Origin of the sequence: Pseudomonas sp. CP-1 (assembly GCF_021213715.1) — a bacterium.
GTDB lineage: Bacteria > Pseudomonadota > Gammaproteobacteria > Pseudomonadales > Pseudomonadaceae > Pseudomonas > Pseudomonas aeruginosa.
This window is the reverse complement of the sequence record NZ_JAJQKY010000033.1, coordinates 1-17,695: the sequence shown is the minus strand read 5'-3', so window position 1 is coordinate 17,695 and position 17,695 is coordinate 1. Positions and strand designations below refer to the sequence as shown.

Below are 17,695 nucleotides of genomic sequence, written 5' to 3'. Positions count from 1 at the left end.
GACAATGGCAACCTTCCGGAGTTCCAGACGGATAAAAACGCATCTGGCATAATCGCCGCCCCGTCTCTGACCGGTTTCTCACATGTTCGATCTTTTCAGCGGGCTCGATGCCTGGGTGGGTATCAGCCTGGTGCTGGCCCTGGCCTTCGTCCTCACCTTCGAGTTCATCAACGGCTTCCACGACACTGCCAACGCGGTGGCCACCGTCATCTACACCAAAGCGATGTCCCCCTACCGGGCGGTGATGCTCTCCGGTGTGTTCAACTTCCTCGGCGTGCTGCTCGGCGGTGTCGGCGTAGCCTACGCCATCGTTCACCTGCTGCCGGTGGAACTGCTGATCAACGTGAACACCGGCCATGGCCTGGCGATGGTCTTCTCCCTGCTCGCCGCCGCCATCGCCTGGAACCTCGGCACCTGGTACTTCGGCATCCCGGCCTCCAGCTCGCACACCCTGATCGGCTCGATCCTCGGCGTCGGCCTGGCCAATGCGCTGATCACCGACGTGCCGCTGGCCGAAGGGATCAACTGGCAGAAGGCGATCGACATCGGCCTGTCGCTGATCTTCTCGCCGCTGGCCGGCTTCATGGTCGCCGCGCTGGTCCTGCTCGGACTGAAGTGGTGGCGTCCGCTGTCGAAGATGCACAAGACCCCGGAAACCCGTCGCGAACTCGACGAGAAGAAGCACCCGCCGTTCTGGAACCGCCTGGTGCTGGTGCTTTCCGCCATGGCGGTAAGCTTCGTCCATGGCTCCAACGACGGCCAGAAGGGTATCGGCCTGATCATGCTGGTACTGATCGGCATCGTCCCGGCCAAGTTCGTCCTCGACCTGAACAGCACCACCTACCAGATCGAGCGCACCCGCGACGCCGCCCTGCACCTCAGCCAGTTCTACCAGCGCCACACCGATACCCTCGGCGACATGCTGGCCCTGGGCAAGAGCAATGGCAGCGAGATGCCGCAGTTCTACCGCTGCGATCCGAAACAGACCGAGCCGACCATCAACGCGCTGCTTCGCGACCTGCGCGGCGTGCCCAGCTACAACGACCTGGACGCCGACGAGCGCGTGCAGGTGCGTCGCTACCTGCTGTGCCTGGACGACACCGCGAAGAAGGTCGGCAAGCTATCCGACCTGCCGGCGCGGGAGAAGGCCGACCTCGAGAAGCTACGCAAGGACCTGACCGCGACCACCGAATACGCGCCGTTCTGGGTCATCATCGCGGTGGCCCTGGCTCTCGGCATCGGCACCATGGTCGGCTGGAAGCGCGTAGTGCTCACCGTCGGCGAGAAGATCGGCAAGCAGGGCATGACCTACGCCCAGGGCATGAGCGCGCAGATCACCGCCGCCGCCGCCATCGGCATGGCCAACATCTACAGCCTGCCGGTGTCCACCACCCATGTACTGTCCTCCGGCGTGGCCGGGACCATGGTGGCGAACAAGAGCGGCCTGCACGGCGGCACCGTGCGCAACATCCTGATGGCCTGGGTGCTCACCCTGCCGACTTCGATGGCGCTGTCCGCCGGCCTGTTCTGGCTGGCCTCGCAATTCATCTGAGCCGCCTCGCCGGTTGAAAAAACGCCTGCTTGTCCGCAGGCGTTTTTTTGCCGCGCTCCCACCGACGTCATCCGCCCGCCTCGGCGGGCAGCGCCGCCAGCGGCAAGCGAACCACGAACAACGCGCCCTCCCCCTGGTTGGCCGCCGTCAGGCTACCGCCCATGTTGCGCACCAGATCGTGGCTGACCGAGAGACCCAGGCCGGTACCCTTGCCCTCCGCCTTGGTGGTGAAGAAGGGTTCGAATATCCGCTCCAGCAGGAGCGGTTCGATCCCGCCGCCGTTGTCGTGCACGTGCAATTCGACCCAGCCCGGTTCGCGGCAGGCCACCTGCTCCAGGCGAACGCGCCGGCTGGCCAGGCCGGGATTGCCGAGAAGGGCATCGCGGGCGTTGGCGAGCAGGTTGATGATCACCTGCTCCAACTGGTCCGCCTGCCCTCGCACCACCATCCGCTGCGTCGGCGCCGGGCACTCCACCTCGATGGCGTGCTGACGCAGCCCCTCGCCGAGCAGGCCCAGGGCGCCTTCGAAGGCGGTATAGGGGTCGAACGGCAGCGCCTCCAGCGCCGACTTGCGGCTGAACACGCCGAGGTGGCTGACCAGGCGGTCGACGCGCAGGACCTGGGCATCCATGCGCTCCAGTTTCTCGCCCAGGTAGTCGCCGTCGAGGCCGACGCTGTTCATCCGCTGGCGCATGTTGAAGAGGGTCATGCGCAGCACGTGCAGCGGCTGCTTCACCTCGTGGGCGAGGCCGCTGACCATCTCCCCCAGGCTGGCCATCTTGGCGCCTTGCGCCAGTTGCTGCTGGGCCCGGCGCACCGGCGTGTTGTCGCGCCCCACCGCCTGTACCTCGCACAATTCGCCACGGGCGTCGAACAACGGCCGCTCGGCCCACACCAGCCAGAGAAAACGTTGCCCCGGCAGGTTGAAGCGCAGCTCCGGCACCTCGCTGGCGCCCTCCCGCGGCGAGCCCAGCAGACGCGCGCGCAAGGCGCTGGCGTCTTCCGCCGCCAGCCACTCGTCGAGCCGGCGACCGACCAGGCGCTCCGGGCTGGTCGCGAGGCTATCGGCGAAGGTCCGGTTCACGTAGGTCAGCACCAGGTCGGCGGTATAGCGACAGATCAGCGCCGGCGAATCCTCCACCAGGACCCGGTAGCGTTCCTCGCTCTCGGCGATACGCTGTGCCGCCAGGTGCTGCTCGGTCACGTCCAGCCACAGGCCCACCGCCTCGCTGGGCAGGCCCTGGGCATCGTGCAGCAGCTTGGCTTCGTCGTAGAGCCAGTGCCAGTTGCCCTGGCCATCGGCGAGGCGATAGCGGGTCTTCACCCGGCCCTCGCGAAGCAACTCGCGGCCACGGGCGAAAAAGGCCTCCAGGTCGTCCGGATGCACCCGTTCGGCGAGCGCCTGCCAACTCTGTCCCTGCAAGTCGAGGCCGAGCAGGTTGCTCGCGCTTTCGCTGTAGAACTCCGGCACCAGGTGCCCCTGCTCGACCCGCTGGACGTAGATCACCACCGGCGCGCTGTCGATCAGGCTGCGCAGCCGCGCGTGGGCCGCCTGTGCCCGTTCCTCCTGGCGCCGGCCTTCGCTGATGTCGAGCAGCACGCCGGACAGCCCCAGCGCGCTGCCGCGTCCCAGCAGCCGGCCCTCGATGCGCAGCCAGCGGCGCTCGCCGCGGCTATCCGGCTGACGCAGGCAAAGGTCCTGGGCCAGCGCCTGGCCGCTGCGCAGGCTGGCACGCAGGCGCAGGCCGAGCTCGTCAGCGTCCGCCGGTTGCAGCAGGCCCTGCAGGTGTTCCAGCGGCACCCGACGATACTCGCCGGTCAACCCCAGGCTGTCGTGCAAGGCCGGCGCCAGTTCGAAGAGTTCCTGCTCCGCCCAGTAACGCCACCAGCCGCCGCCGATCATCTCCTGCAACAGCCCCAGCTTGCGCGAACTGTCGTGCTGCTCGTGGAGTTCGCAGCGGTCCGCCACCTGGTTCGCCAGCAGTTCCGCGAGGTATTGCCAGTCCTGCGGCGCGGGCCCCTGGGCGAGCTGCTCCAGCGACATCGGCCGCACCAGCAATGCCCCCAGGCGGCCACCGCGCATCGCCGCCGGCACTAGGTAGAGCGCGTCCTCGCCGATCTGCCGGAGCAGCGTCGAGGCGCCTTCGCCACGGCGTAGCAAGCGCGCGCCCGCCCCTTCGCGCAGGTCGTCGTCGGCGAGTTGCAGGGTCGGTCGCAGCAAACTGTCGCTGCCAGGCCGCACATGACTGGCGAAGACCGTGCAGAAACCCTTGCCGTCGCCCAGCAGCAGGGCGATAGCCTGCATCTGGAACGCGCCGGAGAGCGATTCGAGAATCTCCTGGACCGCCTCCGCCAGGTGCCCGTGGGAGACATGGCGCAGACGCGAAAGGATCAGCTTGCCCAGGCTCAGGCTCTGCAACTGGTGCTGCTGGCTGTCGGACTGCCAGTTGAGGTCGGAGATGTCCATGCCCAGCAGCAGGGAGCGTCCCAGGCCGTCGAGCGGCTGCATCGGCTGGAAACGACAGGTCAATGGCGCGGCGGCATCGCTGCGCAGCGTCAGGTCGAGACGCTCGCCCCGGCGCAGGCCGGCCAGCGTCGGCGCACCGGGGGCGCGCCGCTCCAGATACTCGGCGAAAGGCCGCGGCTGTTCGCCAAGCCCATGGGCGCACTGCAGACGATACGCCTGCCGCCCGCCGACCCGGATCACGCGGTCCTGTTCGTCCATCTCGAAACACAGGTCCCAACTCCTCAGCGAAGCGCTCCAGAGGGAGGGGCCTTCCTGCGAAAAGGGTTCCGGCCTCTCGGCCTCGGCGGACGACGAGCGGGAAAATTCGAACATGCGACCACCTCACAGCAACAGGTTGGCACTCGCCTTCAGCGTCTGCGGCAGGTTGGGAATCGCGCCGATGCCGGGGAAGCTCAGCACGGGGATGATCGCCTTGCCCGGATCGCCGTACGGGTACTGCACGCAGACCTCGATCCGCGACGTGGCGCTGACGTAGTCGGCGTACTGGCCATTACCGGCACAAGGCTGGAGGTTCGCCCGCCAGGCCGCCGGCATCCAGTCCAGGCGTGCGAGCAACTCGTCCCTGGCACGGGCTTCGGCGAGGCTCTCGTAGCCCGCATCGGAGGGATCGACAGCGATCGCCGCACGAGCCCCCACGGCAGCGGCATCGTTGAACGACTGCAACATGAGCAAAGGAATGCTGTAGCTGATCAGGCCGTAGACCAGCGCGAAAAACAGCAGGAAGATCGCTGTGAATTCGATGGCGACGGCGCCGTGCTGGCGTCGCCGGGAAGCTTTTCCGAGCATGAGCTGACATCCCCGATCCGCATCCTTAATACTAGTCGTCATTCGCTCCGCCAACGTTACTGAAAAGGTATTAATCCAGATGTCGAAAAAAGGCTGAAGAACAGGATGGAGCAATTAGCACTGGCCTTGTGGGCAAGCGTTTGCGGATATCAGGACATCAAACGTTTGCGCGTCTCCAACTGGCTTATCCTGGGCGGTTTTCTTATTTCCTTTGTTTATTTATATGTGAAAGAGTCAAGCCTGACCGGCGCTACGGTTAATATGGCAATGACCGCACTTTTTATAGGCGTCTGCCTCAGCCTTCCCGGCTACCTTCTCGGCAGGCTCGGCGCCGCCGACGTCAAGTACCTGGCCGCACTGGGGCTGGCCAGCGACCCACTTACGGTGCTCTATAGCCTGGCCTTCGGCTGCCTGCTGTGCATCGCGCTATTCATCCTCGTAAAGTTATTCAAACGTTCGGTAGAAAAGTCCGCAATGAATGAAGAAGTTCGCCTTCGAAGGGCACCGTCAAAAAACAAGTCATTCCCTTTTATATTCGCCATGAGCGCCGGCCTTTTGGCACATCTGATTATCAGTAAAATTATCTGAGTAAACTTGCGGAAGACCTCACTTAGCGACTATATGCTTATGGCTAATACCATTCGGTATGGCTGCATTCCAATGCACGTCCCCTGTTAAAAACAAAATAAGCAAATGGAGCGTATGACCATGGACAAACCGGCCTCGCGGCATTTCAGCGTCTTGATCATCGATGATGAACCCCAGGTGACCTCGGAACTCCGCGAACTGCTGGAAAACAGTGGCTACCGTTGCGTAACCAGCACCCACCGGGAGTCGGCGATCGCCAGCTTCCAGGCCGACCCGAACATCGGCCTGGTCATCTGCGACCTCTACCTGGGGCAGGACAACGGTATCCGCCTGATCGAGAGCCTCAAGGAAGTCGCCGGCAACGGCAGGTTCTTCGAATCGATCATCCTCACCGGTCACGATGGCCGCCAGGAAGTGATCGAGGCCATGCGGGTCGGCGCCGCCGACTACTACCAGAAACCGGTGGCGCCGCAGGAACTGCTGCATGGCCTCGAACGCCTGGAGAACCGCCTGCACGAGCGCGTCCGCAGCCAGTTGAGCCTGAGCCACGTCAACCAGCGCCTGGAATACCTCGCCGAATCGCTGAACTCGATCTACCGCGACATCCACAAGATCAAGTACGAGGTACACGGCAACAGCCAGCCGAGTGCCCTCAAGAGCGAAGACAGCCAGCCGTCCGCGCCGCCGGCGCCGGTCGCGGAAAGCCAGGTGTCCCCGAGCAATCCGCTGTTCGGCAAGCTGTCGCCCCGCCAGCAGGCGGTGGCGCGGCTGGTGAGCAAGGGCCTGACCAACTACCAGATCGCCTACGAACTGGGCATCACCGAGAACACGGTGAAGCTGTACGTCTCCCAGGTGCTGCGCCTGATGCATATGCACAACCGCACACAGCTGGCGCTGGCCCTGTCGCCTGCGGCGATGCAGCAGGGCAGCGGAGCGGTGGTGCACTGACAGGCGCGATGGCCCGGCGGACCTGCTAGATCAGCAGTTCCGCCCTGCCGACATCGACCTTCAGAATCTCCGCGTCGATGTATCCAAGTTGTACCCCCAGCAAGGGCAGGACCAGATTCAGGATCGGCGTCAGCAGCCCATCGACCAGAGGTGCCACCACGGAATTCACGATGAGGTCGGTGAGCGCCGTCGAGCCGCACAGCAAAGGCAAGCACAGTCCGAGCACCACGGGATTGACGTTGATGCTGGTTTTCAGGGTACTGGCGAGAAAGCCGCTTTCCGGCAACCTGCGGCTCTGGACGAGATCGGAACCGTCGGCTTTCACGTTGAATCGCGTATCGCCCGAGCTGCCGGCGATCGAGGTATCGAGCTTGAGATCCAATCGCACCAAGCCGCCAAGCACCAGAATCGAGCCGACCTGATCGATGTTGGCCGGACTGCCGATCTTTATCGTCGCTCCGCTGCTTCTCCAACCGAAGTCCAACGCGGTATCCGGGCGGGTACAGGCCATGCTTTTCAGCCAGACGGCTCCCGACGCGCCTTCGATGGCCAGTTGCAGTTTCGTGGTGGCGAGAATGGACAGGAACCCGGAATCGATGTCCGCCGTAAGTCGTACCTGGGACTGGCGCACCTCCGTGCGCCAGGCACCGCTCTCATCCTGCCCTGGCGGCCCGGAGACGATCCTCTTCGGCTCTACGACCGTGAGCCGTGCATTGGCCAATCCGGGGATGCCCAGGTTCACGGCGACCGCGGAATTCTTGTTGGCGACCTGGGCAACCGCCATGATGAGATCCAGCGCATTGATCGCCGTATCCAGCTGCGACATGCTGTTCACCTCGCCGGCGCTCAGCCCCAGCAAGTCTCCCAGTTTCAACGTGGCCGACTTTACCCCCACCAATTGCGTTCTCAGGGCCTCGACCGAGGCTACGCCGTTCTTCGCCAGGACGTTCACGCTGGCGGCGAGTACCTGCTGCAAGCCGACGTTGGTATTCAACAACTGTTCGATGGTCCCCAGGCTGGTATCGACCCCGATCAAGCCCATTCCATCCGCGCCGAGAATGTCCAGCACACTGAGCTTCGCGTCGGCGATACCGTTGTAGGCCGCCGCGGAGAGATCGATGTGGGTGCCCAGCAATCCGCTCAAGATGGGGTTGAGCAACGCCGATTGGCCACTGTTCACGCTGGCCAGCCCCGTACCTGCGGAAATCGTGGCGTTCGGCAGGCGTCGCGCCACGGCCTCTGCGCGGAGATCGACGTTGGCATTGCCGCCGCCGAACAGTCCCCCGAGGTTGGCGACCAGGCTGCCGGGAACGCTCTTGGTCACCTCGACATGCACCGCCTCGTTGGCGGCAGCCGCGTTCGACGCGCTGGCTATGAAACTGCGCAGGCCGCCGGCACTCAGCACGCCGCCGACCTCCGCCGACAGGCTGGAGCCGGCGGCGTCCGCATCGAACCCGTTGAGCATCGCGCTGGCCTTGGCGAAAGACGTCGCCTGTGCAGAACTCTGGTCGCCGCACAAGGCTCCCTGGGAGGCACTCTCCAGCGCCGCCACGTCCGCCACTCGCTGCAGGTTGCGCTGCTCCAGGTAGAGCCGCCCGGTATCCACCACCAGCAACAGGCAGATCAAGGCCAGCAGCAGGGTGGTCGCCGCCAGGATGCCGATCGCCCCACGCTGTCTTGCAGGCCATCCGTTCATGCCCTGCCCCTCCGCCAGGAACCGTCAGTTCTTGCTCTCGCCGAAGCCGCGATCTTCCAGCAGGTACTCGGGAATCTCGTGCTCATAGCTTTTCAGGTAGCGCTGGTAGGAGCGCTGGCGCTCGGCGGCGGTCGCGCTTTGCCGGACCGGGCTGGCGGCCCGGCCGCTCGCCTGGATGGCCAGCCAGGCGCGGGTGGCGGTCTGCGGTTCGGCCGTCGCTGGCGCGGCGGGACGGACCGCCGGCGTGTCCGCGGCCCAGGCCGGGCCGGACAGGAGCAGCAAGACGCCGAACAGGATTCGCTCGTGCATGGTTCACCTCTCCGGCGCCGGCTCAGGGCGCCTCGTTGGCCATCGCGGTATGCATATTCGCCTCCGCCGGCCGTTCCGCCAGCGGGTCGTCGCTTGCCGGCGCCGCGCCGGGTGTCGGTACGGCACCCCAGCTGCGCGCCCGCGCCTCGGCCGCGCGGATGTCCCGGGCATCCAGCTGCAAACGCTCGATCAGGCGCTGCGCATCTTCCCGGTCGCCTTGCAGGTACAGCAGGCCGAGCAGGTTGGTCGCCGGCAGCTTGCCGCCCTGCTGCAACTCCAGCGCAGTGATGAATTCGAAGCGCGCGCCGACACGGTCGCCGCGCTTGAGCAGGGCGACCCCCAGGTCGTTGCGGAAGCGGCTCTCGGTCGGCCGCAGGCGCGCCGCCTCGCGCAGCTCGAGGACCGCCCGGGCGCTGTCGCCACTGCGCAGGGCGAGCAGGCCGAGGCCGTGGTGCGCCTCGGGTGCCTTGCAGGTTTCCAGCAGGGCCTGGTACTCGGCCCTGGCCCGCGGGTCGCCGATCCGGCGCAGGATCAGCGCCCTTTCCTCGCGCACGTCGAGCAAGCCCGGCGGCATGCTTTCCAGGTTGGCCAGGGCCGCATGCAGGCGGCCCTCGCGGATCATGTCGCGGACCATGTTCATCTGCAGTTCCTGCTCCTGGCCGAGCTGCTGCGAACACTCCCGTGGGCCGTCCCGCCCCGGCAGCGCGGCGCAACCGCCGAGCAGGGCGGCGCACAGGCCGATGCCGATCAGTGCTTTCATCCCAGTCCTCCCAAGGCCTTGGTGATGGCGATGACGCCCGGACCGGCGAGGACGATCAGCAGCGCCGGGAACAGCAGCACCATCATCACCAGGCTCATCTTCGCCGACAGCTTGCCGATGCGTTCCTGCAAGGTGGTCAGGCGCCGGTCTTCGAACAGTTGCTTGAGCGTCAGCAGGGTGCTGCGCGCACTGCCGCCCTGGCGCAACATCTGCCGTAGCACGCCGCAGCAGTCGTTCAGCGGGTCCACCTGCAGGCGCCGGGCAAGCGCCTCCAGCTCTTCCGCCAGGTCGATGCCGTTGTCGGCACGGGTCAGCGCCAGGTCCAGCTCGCGGGCCAGTTGCGGGGTGATCCCGCGGCCTTCCAGGCAGACCACGCGCAGCGTCTGCTCCACGGTCAGACCGGCATCGAAGAGGATGCGGATCAGTTGTACGAACAGGATCATCTCGTCGGCGATCAGCGCCCGGCGCGCCTTGGCGAAGTGCTTGAGCACCTGCTTGGGCAGGAGGAAACCGATGCCGGCGGCGAACAGCAGCGGCACCGCGTAGGACGCCTCGCTCTCGGCGCGCAGCAGCTTGACCAGCAAGACCAGGAGAACGAACAGCAGCGGCGTGAGAAACACCGAGATCAGGTACAGGGTCCGGTAGCGACTCTCGTGCCAGCCGGCCTGTTGCAGCAACTGGCGGGCCTCGCTGTCCATCAGTTGCAGGCGCCGCACCCAGAAGCTGTCGTCCATCCGCTCGGTCATGCCGGCCAGCCACCTGGTCGAGCCGCCAGGGTTGGCCAGCGCTCCCAGGCGCCTCTCGATCAGGCGCTGCTCGCGGCTGCCGTTGCGCGCCTGGAGCAACAGCAACAAGGCACCGCCGACCGACATCAGGAGCGCCGCGAAAATCAGCCACTGTGCCTGCATGGCCACCTCCTAGACGCTCTTGAGCATGCGCCACAGCGCATAGCAGCCGAGCAGTTGCAGCCCGAGCGAGGCCAGCAGCAGGAAACGCCCGGTGCCGTCGGCCCACATGTTCAGCAGATAGCCCGGGTTGCTCGCCAGGATGTAGCCGCCCAGGGCGCTCGGCACGCCGGCCAGGACATAGGCGCTGATCCGTGTCTCGCCGGTCATCGCGTGCAACTGCCGGCTGAGCTTCTCGCGTTCGTGGATGAGCTTGACGATGCTGTCCAGCAGGTCGCTGGTATTGCCGCCATAACGGTGGTTGACCGAGACACCCAGGGCGAGGATGCGCAGTTCCTCCACCTCGTAGAGTTCGGCGACTTCCTGCAACGCCTCCGGCAGGTGGATGCCGAGAAGCACGTGGTTGCGCGCCAGGGTGAAGATGTCGCGCAGCGGCTCCTCGGCGTTCTCCACCGCCTGCATCAGCGCGTCGCCCAGCGTGCGCCCGGCGTGCAGGCTGCGCACCACCTGGTCGAGGAAGCGCGGCATCTGCCGGATCATTCGCTTCAGGCGGCGCTGGTAGAGCATGCCCAGGGCGACGCGGCAGGACAGCGCCGCCAGTAGCAGGCCGCCTAGCGCACCGACGATGCCGAACAGGCGCAATCCGCTCCAGACCAGCAGCAGCGCGAGCACTGCCGCCCCGAACAACCACGGGCGCGGGCGCTGGATACCGGCGCGACGCATCTGGCGAGCCAGCCAGTGACTGCTGCGCGGCCGCACCGCGACCGCCTCCTGGCGTCCCAGCAGCCGTTCAACCACCAGTTCGTTGCGCCCGGCGCGCCAGCCCATGAACGCCAGAGCCAGCGCGGCGAAAGCCAGCACGCCGCTGAACAGCACCAACAGTTGCGCGCCGTTCACAGCAGCGCCTGGCGGAATTTCTGCCCGACCGGCGCGGCCTGGCGGACGAACTGCCCGCTGCCACGCCGGTCGAGACTGAACAGGGTATTGGTGACGTACACGCCGTCGCGCACCTCCAGCACCTCCAGCACTTCGCTGATGCAACGCCGACCGCTGGCCAGGCGGGTGATCTGCACCACCACGTCCAGCGCGGCGCAGATCATCAGGCGCAAGGTCTGCTCCGGCAGCCTGTTGCCGGTCAGGCCGACCAGCATCTCCATGCGCAGCAGCGAATCCATCGCCGAGTTGGCGTGCACCGTGCTCATCGAGCCGTCGTGGCCGGTGTTCATCGCCTGCAGCACGTCGAGCACCTCGACGCCGCGGATCTCGCCGAGGATGATCCGGTCCGGGCGCATCCGCAGGGCGTTGCGGATCAGGTCGCGGGCGGTCACCTCGCCGTAGCCCTCGGCGTTCGGCGGACGGGTCTCCAGGCGCACCACGTGGTCGTGGCCGAGTTGCAGCTCGGCGGTGTCCTCGATGGTGACGATCCGCTCGCGTTCGTCGATGAAGCCGCTGATGACGTTGAGCAAGGTGGTCTTGCCGGTGCCGGTGCCGCCGCTGATGAGGATGTTGCAGCGGCGCGAGACCGCCTGGCGGAGGAACTCGAGCAAGGCTTCGTCGACGCTCTGGTAGGCCAGCAGGTCGGCACTGCGCAGCAGCTCCTGGCTGAACTTGCGGATCGAGATGCACGGCCCGTCCAGCGCCACCGGGGGAATGATCGCGTTGACCCGGCTGCCGTCCGGCAGGCGCGCGTCGACCATCGGGCTGGACTCGTCCAGGCGTCGGCCGAGGGGCGCGAGGATACGCTGGATCACCCGCAGTACATGGTGGTCGTCGATGAAGCGCAGGTCGCTCTGGTAGAGCCGCCCTTCCCGCTCGACGAACACCCGGCCCGGTCCGTTGACGAGGATTTCCGAGACGCCGGGATCGCGCAGGAGGATCTCCAGCGGGCCGAAGCCGGTGAGTTCGTCGACCACCTCTTCGGCCAGGCGGTCCAGTTCGTAGCGGGAGATCGCCAGTTGATGGCGCGAGCCGTATTCGCAGACCTTTTCCGAGACGTACTGGACCACGGCGGAGCGCGCGCCCTCCAGCAGGTTCATGCCGTCTTCGTCGATCTCGTCGATGATGTAGCGGTGCAGGCGCAGCTTCAGCGCCTGGATGTCCTGCTCCTGGCGGTAGTGGAAGGCACCGCCGTCAGGACGCGCGCCGAATCCCGTGCTCATAGCAGCGCCGCCTTGGCCCGGCCGAGCCAGGACAGCAGCGAACGGCGCTCGCCACGTGTCACGCACAGGCTGTCCGCCAGTTGCCGCAGCTTGGCCGCCAATGGGTCGCGCGGCGCCACCTCGAACAGGCTCTTGCCGAGGTTCTTCGCGCGCAGGCGCGATTCCGGGGACAACGGCAGGACACCGAACAGATCGAGGTCGAACATCCGGCTGAGGGCCTGCTGGTCCGGCGCCACATTGGGCAGGTAGCGCTCGATCAGCAACTCGATGGAGGGCAACGGCAGGTTGCGCTCGCGCAGGCGGCGCAGGCGCTCCAGGCCCTTCTTGCAGGACGGCACGCTCTGGTCGACCATCCACAGCACGCGGTTGGCCTGCACCAGCAACTGGTTGCTCAGCTCGCCCTCGGGCAGCCCGGTGAGGTTGACCACCACATGGCTGAACGCCCCGCGCAGGTTGCCCAGCAACAGATAGAGTTCGGCGGTGGTGACTCGCTCCAGCACGCCGGGCTCGTCGGTCAGGCTGAGTATCCGCAGGCCGCTGTCGAGGCGGGTGAAGGCGCTGTCGATCAGGGTCTGGTCGAGGCGCCGCAGGTTGCGCAAGGCGTCGCTGAAGGTGAAGGCCGAGTCCAGGCCGAGGATCGCCAGCGCCTCGCCGGTGGGCTGGCCGACGTCCAGCAGCAGGACCTGGTTCGGCGTCTGCTCCTGCAACGCCTTGGCCAGGTGCAAGGCGACGAAGGCGCCGTCGGCGTCCGGTCGGGCGCTGACCAGGGTCAGCAGCTCGCCCTGGCGCGCCGCGCTCACCGGCACGCTGGGCAGGCGTCCGCCGAGGCGCCGGATCAGCCCGGTCAGCTCGCTGGCGCGGGCGCCGTAGGTGATGAAGTCGCGCGCGCCGGCGCGCATCGCCGCCAGCACCAACTGGTTGTCCAGGCCGTCGCCGATGGCCACCACCGAGAGCATCGGCCGCGCCGATACCAATCCCTCGACCAGCGCGCCCTGGGACACCAGGTTGCTCTTGCCGAGGCTGATGAACAGCACCCCGGCGGCGGTGACGTCGAGCAGCGCCAGCAACTCCTCCAGGCTGGCGCTGCCTGCGGGTACCACCTGGCCGGCGGACGCCAGGCTGTTCTGCAACCAGTCGAGTTCGCCGGGATGCTGGGTCAGCGCCACGAAGTTCTGGTTCATGCGCGCCTCCTAATCCGACAGGCCGGTGTCGTTCTGCTGGCCGTCGTACTCGCCGCGCTCGAGGAAGTACAGGCGCGAGAACCCCGGATCGTAGTGCCGCAAGCCCTCGCCGGGCAGGTCCGGCAACTGTGCGTCGGCAGCCAGCGGCTGAACCAGGTGTGGGGTGACGATCATCAGCAGCTCGCGGTCGTCCTTGTCCAGCTTGGTCGAGCGGAAGAACGCACCGAGGATCGGGATGTCGCCCAGCCAGGGAAACTTGTCGACGTTGCTCACCGAGTTGCTGCTGGTCAGCCCGCTGATCACGAAACTCTCGCCATCGGCCAGCATCACGCTGGTGTCGGTGCGCCGGACGCGCAGTGCCGGCACCGCCACCCCGCCGCTCTGGATGCCGGCGCTGTAGTCCAGTTCGCTGACCTCCGGCGCCACCTTGAGAGCGATGCGGCGGTTGTTCATCACCGTTGGGGTGAGGGTCAGACGGATGCCGAACTCCTTGTATTCGATGGTGACGTTGTCGTTGGTGCCGTTCGGCACCGGGATCGGAAACTCGCCGCCGGCGAGGAACGACGCGCTCTGCCCGCTCATCGCCACCAGGCTCGGGCGCGCCAGGGTATAGGCGAAGCCGCTGCCCTCCAGGGCATTCATGAAGCTCAACCACTTGCCGCCGCCGAAGATCAGGTTGAATCCCGAGCTGCCGGTGCCGAAGGTGCCGCCCAGGCCGCTGCCGTCGGCATTGACCTTGATGTCGCCGAGGCTGCCTGGCGCACCGAGCACCCAGAGGTTGCCGCCGCGCCGGACGAACGAGGTGCTGGCCTGCTTCAGCTTGCTGCGGCTGACCTCGACGAAGCGGATATCGGTCTGCACCTGGTTCGGTAGCTCCTCCGCGGCACCGGCGGTGAACGCTGGAGCACCGCGGGTATCGACGCTACCGCGTCCCTCGACCTCCACCAGGCTGCGCAACGGCTCGGGACTGCAGCCGGTCCAGATCAGCAGGCTGGTGGAGCCCTGTTCCTTGCCGGTGACCAGGAAGCCGCGACGATCCAGCAACTGTACGTCGGCGATCTTCGGATCGCCGATGGCCAGCCGTTCGATCGGCACCGCCAGGCGCAGGTCACGCTGTTGCCCCTGGACGACATCGACCCGCGGCGCCTGCGCCAGCAACTCGATGCAGCCCTGCGGCAAAGCCAGTGCCGGCAGCGCCAACGCCACCCCCAGCAGCCCTCCCAGCCAGCGCGACACGCCTATCCCGGTGCTCCGATGCATATGCCGGCTCCCCTCAAGGCGCTTCATGGGTCATGGCGCTGCCACGGTAGACCGTGACCCCGTTGGCCACCGGCACGCGCGGAGCCGCGCTGCGCACGCTCGGCGCCGTCGGTTTGCGGCGCTCCAGCAGTTGGTCGAGGCTCAGCGCCGCGCTCGGCGCGCCCAGCGACGCTTGCAGCAGCGCGCCTTCCTGCTCCCTGCGGTAGAGTTCTTCGTCCTTGCTGCGGATGGCCAGGCGCAGCGAACCGGCCTGGCTCGCCAGCATCAGCCGCGCCACGCCGTCCTCCGGTACCGCCAGCACCGCGGTACGCGGCGGACGCGGGTCCTTTTCCTGGTTCGAGCGGTCCTGCCCATCGCTGCCCACGGCGATCCGCTCGCCGTAGGTCAGTACCCGGACTCCGGGCAACACCAGTTGCGCCAGCGGGGTCGATTCGCCGTCCCGCTCGTCACGCACGAAGAGCATCACGTCGACATAGTCGCCGGGCAGGACGAAGCCGCCGCCGCCGACCACTTCGTCCACAGCGATCGCCATCGCCCGCTCGTCCGGACGAATGGTCCGGGCCAGCGGACCGCCGGGTTCTAGGGTCGCGGCGGAAAGAATGCTGCCGGCCGGCACCGCGACCCAGACCCGCTTGCCGAGCAACGCCTCGGGCCTGTCGTAGCTACCGACCGGTGCGGTCCGCAACAGCTCGACGCTCAGGTCGTCCTTGCCGATCACCGCCAGCGCCGGGAGATCGCGACTGGCCACCAGCACCGGCTTGCGTTCGAGCTTTTCCAGCGAAGCGTCCACCGCCGCCGAAGCCGGCGCCACGGATGGAGCATGCGCGTTCGATGGCGCGCGGCCGATGGATACGCCGAGGTATCCGAGCAGCACAGCACCGAGCAGCAGCAGGCCGGCCAGGGCCATCAGCACCTTGCTATTCATGGGCAGACCCCTGCTATGCGTCCGGACAGGTCGATGAACGGAAAATCACCGGCGATCGCCGATGATCGGAAAAGAAAAACGGGCGTCTCGCTGTCCGTGTCATGGCCATACTCCGGGACTGGCTTTCCATGGCAGGTACATTGGGGTTATCGACTGGCGACAGTCGTTATTCAAGAACCAAAGTTCATAACTTCGAACTTGCGACGATAGGCCTGAATCTAGACTCGGGATAATCAATGTCAATTTGTCATTAGATGTAGTCCAAGCCTTGTAACCCGCCATATAACCTTGCGACTAATCCACTCCTACTAATGCCATTTAGTTGTTGCAAAACGCCATCATCGGCCTAGCCTCAGCGTGGAGGCAGGGCTCTGTCTCGGTGATTGCCGCGTTCGAGGAGCAAACAAGAATGAAGAACCTGACCCTGTTCGTGTATTGCAAAGTTCGCGCATTCCTGGCGGACGAAGAAGGGGCAAACGCCATCGAATACGCGGTTATCGCCGGTTTGATCGCGGTGGCTCTGATTGCCGTATTGAGTCCCACGGACAGCGGTATCGTCGGCGGTCTGAAAGCCTTCTTCGACGGCGTCGGCACCAAAGTCGGCGGACTGGCTCCGGACTGACGTCCTCTTCCAGAGCGATTTCCCTCCAGTGGCGCCATTTTCATGGCGCCACTATTTTGCCTTTATGCTGGCACTGTGCTACAAAGCCGGCCGTTCAGGCGCTGGATCATGGCTTTCCCCCGCAAGCTCCCTACCTGGTGGCCTGGGCTCCCCGCCCTTCTTGAGGCTTTTGCCAGGACGCATCGCTCATGCTTCGCTCGCTGTCGTTTGCCAAGAAAATCCTTCTCGCCGCCGCATTGGTGGTGGTTTTCGCCTTCACCTGCTTCATCCTCTACAACGATTACCGACAGCGCGAGGCCGTGCGCACGGACACGGAAAACTACCTCGGGGAAATCGGCACCCTGACCGCCAGCAACATCCAGAGCTGGCTGGAAGGCCGCATGCACCTGGTGGAAGGCCTGGCCTCGCAACTGGCGCTGCTCGACCAGCCCGACGAGGCGAATATCGCAAGGCAACTGGAACAGCCCGTCTTCAGCCGCAATTTCGCGTCGGTCTATCTTGGCGAGGCGGCCAGCGGCGCCTTCACCATGCGCCCCTACGACGCCATGCCGGAAGGTTACGACCCACGTACCCGCGCCTGGTACAAGGACGCGCTGGCGGCCGACCGGCTTATCGTCACCGAACCCTTCGTCGATGCCGGCACCGGCGAGCAGATCCTCGCCATGTCGCTGCCGGTGCGGCACGCCGGTCAACTGCTGGGCGTCGCCGCCGGCGACATGAAGCTGGAGACCCTGACCGCAATCCTCAATTCCCTGAAGTTCGATGGTGCCGGCTACGCCTTCCTGGTCAGCGACGCCGGCAAGATCCTCCTCCACCCCGACTCCGGGCTGGTCCTGAAGACCCTCGCCGAAGCCTATCCCAAGGGCGCACCGAACATCGACCCCGGGGTCCACGAGGTGGAACTCGACGGCCGCAGCCAGTTCGTTTCCTTCACCCCGGTGAAGGGACTGCCCGGCGTGACCTGGTACGTCGCCCTGGTCCTCGACCGCGACACCGCCTATTCGATGCTCAGCGAATTCCGCACTTCGGCGATCGTCGCCACGCTGATCGCGGTGGTCGGCATCATGCTTCTCCTCGGCATGCTGATCCGCGTACTGATGCAACCGCTCACCGACATGGGCCGCGCCATGCAGGACATCGCCCAGGGTGAAGGCGACCTGACCAAGCGCCTGAAAGTCACCAGCAACGATGAATTCGGTACGTTGGCCAATGCCTTCAACCGCTTCGTCGAGCGTATCCACGAATCGATCCGCGAGGTCGCCGGCACCGCCCGNCCTTCAACCGCTTCGTCGAGCGTATCCACGAATCGATCCGCGAGGTCGCCGGCACCGCCCGTCAACTGCACGACGTGGCGCAACTGGTGGTGAACGCCTCGAACTCCTCGATGGCCAACTCCGACGAGCAGTCCAACCGCACCAACAGCGTCGCCGCAGCGATCAACGAACTCGGCGCCGCCGCCCAGGAAATCGCCCGCAAC

At 66.0% G+C, this 17,695-nt stretch carries 15 protein-coding genes and 1 pseudogene; 5 read left to right on the top strand and 11 right to left on the bottom strand.

The features are described from left to right. The first annotated feature begins 82 nt into the window (after window positions 1-82). A complete protein-coding gene (locus tag LT948_RS31835; protein WP_003093821.1) occupies window positions 83-1,552 on the top strand; it encodes an inorganic phosphate transporter in 1,470 nt (489 codons plus the stop codon). Between the two features lie 67 nt (window positions 1,553-1,619). Here LT948_RS31835 and pprA read toward each other — a convergent pair whose 3' ends face one another. Both pprA and LT948_RS31825 read right to left on the bottom strand, forming a co-directional pair. Further along, a complete protein-coding gene (pprA, locus tag LT948_RS31830) occupies window positions 1,620-4,391 on the bottom strand; it encodes a two-component system sensor histidine kinase PprA (RefSeq protein WP_033991509.1) in 2,772 nt (923 codons plus the stop codon). A gap of 9 nt (window positions 4,392-4,400) precedes the next feature. Continuing rightward, window positions 4,401-4,907: a TadE/TadG family type IV pilus assembly protein gene (locus tag LT948_RS31825; protein WP_003120840.1), complete on the bottom strand. Its 507-nt coding sequence runs from the start codon at window positions 4,905-4,907 to the stop codon at window positions 4,401-4,403. Between the two features lie 63 nt (window positions 4,908-4,970). Here LT948_RS31825 and fppA point away from each other — a divergent pair, with 63 nt between their 5' ends. Both fppA and pprB read left to right on the top strand, forming a co-directional pair. Next, window positions 4,971-5,453, top strand: a complete 483-nt coding sequence (gene fppA, locus LT948_RS31820; protein ID WP_003110115.1) for a type 4b pilus Flp prepilin peptidase — start codon at window positions 4,971-4,973, stop codon at window positions 5,451-5,453. Window positions 5,454-5,573: 120 nt separating this feature from the next. Then, complete coding sequence (gene pprB, locus LT948_RS31815) at window positions 5,574-6,401, top strand: two-component response regulator PprB (RefSeq protein ID WP_023092822.1); 828 nt, start codon at window positions 5,574-5,576, stop codon at window positions 6,399-6,401. 25 nt (window positions 6,402-6,426) lie between these two features. Here pprB and tadG read toward each other — a convergent pair whose 3' ends face one another. From tadG to rcpC, 9 genes are read right to left on the bottom strand one after another with little or no spacing between them, the layout of a single operon-like run. Next, complete coding sequence (tadG, locus tag LT948_RS31810; protein ID WP_003141184.1) at window positions 6,427-8,097, bottom strand: type 4b pilus Flp biogenesis protein TadG; 1,671 nt, start codon at window positions 8,095-8,097, stop codon at window positions 6,427-6,429. A gap of 24 nt (window positions 8,098-8,121) precedes the next feature. Beyond that, complete coding sequence (locus tag LT948_RS31805; protein ID WP_033991510.1) at window positions 8,122-8,406, bottom strand: DUF3613 domain-containing protein; 285 nt, start codon at window positions 8,404-8,406, stop codon at window positions 8,122-8,124. Window positions 8,407-8,428: 22 nt separating this feature from the next. Then, window positions 8,429-9,166: a type 4b pilus Flp biogenesis protein TadD gene (tadD, locus tag LT948_RS31800; RefSeq protein ID WP_033991511.1), complete on the bottom strand. Its 738-nt coding sequence runs from the start codon at window positions 9,164-9,166 to the stop codon at window positions 8,429-8,431. Further along, complete coding sequence (gene tadC, locus LT948_RS31795) at window positions 9,163-10,074, bottom strand: type 4b pilus Flp biogenesis protein TadC (protein ID WP_033991512.1); 912 nt, start codon at window positions 10,072-10,074, stop codon at window positions 9,163-9,165. The genes tadD and tadC overlap by 4 nt, the downstream gene beginning before the upstream one ends. Before the next feature lie 9 nt (window positions 10,075-10,083). After that, on the bottom strand, window positions 10,084-10,968 hold the full coding sequence (tadB, locus tag LT948_RS31790) for a type 4b pilus Flp biogenesis protein TadB (RefSeq protein WP_003093848.1): 885 nt from the start codon (window positions 10,966-10,968) through the stop codon (window positions 10,084-10,086). Next, a complete protein-coding gene (gene tadA / locus LT948_RS31785; protein ID WP_003093851.1) occupies window positions 10,965-12,230 on the bottom strand; it encodes a type 4b pilus Flp biogenesis ATPase TadA in 1,266 nt (421 codons plus the stop codon). The genes tadB and tadA overlap by 4 nt, the downstream gene beginning before the upstream one ends. Beyond that, the gene (tadZ, locus tag LT948_RS31780) at window positions 12,227-13,411 is read right to left on the bottom strand and encodes a type 4b pilus Flp biogenesis protein TadZ (protein WP_003093855.1); all 1,185 of its coding nucleotides are present in this window, start codon (window positions 13,409-13,411) and stop codon (window positions 12,227-12,229) included. Before tadZ ends, tadA begins: the two co-directional genes overlap by 4 nt. Window positions 13,412-13,420: 9 nt before the next feature. Further along, window positions 13,421-14,671 carry a type 4b pilus Flp secretin RcpA gene (gene rcpA / locus LT948_RS31775; RefSeq protein WP_003110119.1) on the bottom strand — a complete coding sequence of 417 codons (1,251 nt, stop codon included), beginning with the start codon at window positions 14,669-14,671 and terminating at the stop codon, window positions 13,421-13,423. Between the two features lie 13 nt (window positions 14,672-14,684). Then, window positions 14,685-15,596, bottom strand: a complete 912-nt coding sequence (gene rcpC, locus LT948_RS31770; RefSeq protein WP_003134589.1) for a type 4b pilus Flp biogenesis protein RcpC — start codon at window positions 15,594-15,596, stop codon at window positions 14,685-14,687. Window positions 15,597-16,005: 409 nt separating this feature from the next. On the opposite strand from rcpC, the gene flp reads away from it, so the two are divergent. Then, the gene (gene flp / locus LT948_RS31765; RefSeq protein ID WP_003093864.1) at window positions 16,006-16,218 is read left to right on the top strand and encodes a type 4b pilus Flp major pilin; all 213 of its coding nucleotides are present in this window, start codon (window positions 16,006-16,008) and stop codon (window positions 16,216-16,218) included. A 188-nt stretch (window positions 16,219-16,406) separates the two neighbouring features. After that, a pseudogene (locus LT948_RS31760) lies at window positions 16,407-17,695 on the top strand (cache domain-containing protein); the annotation flags it as partial.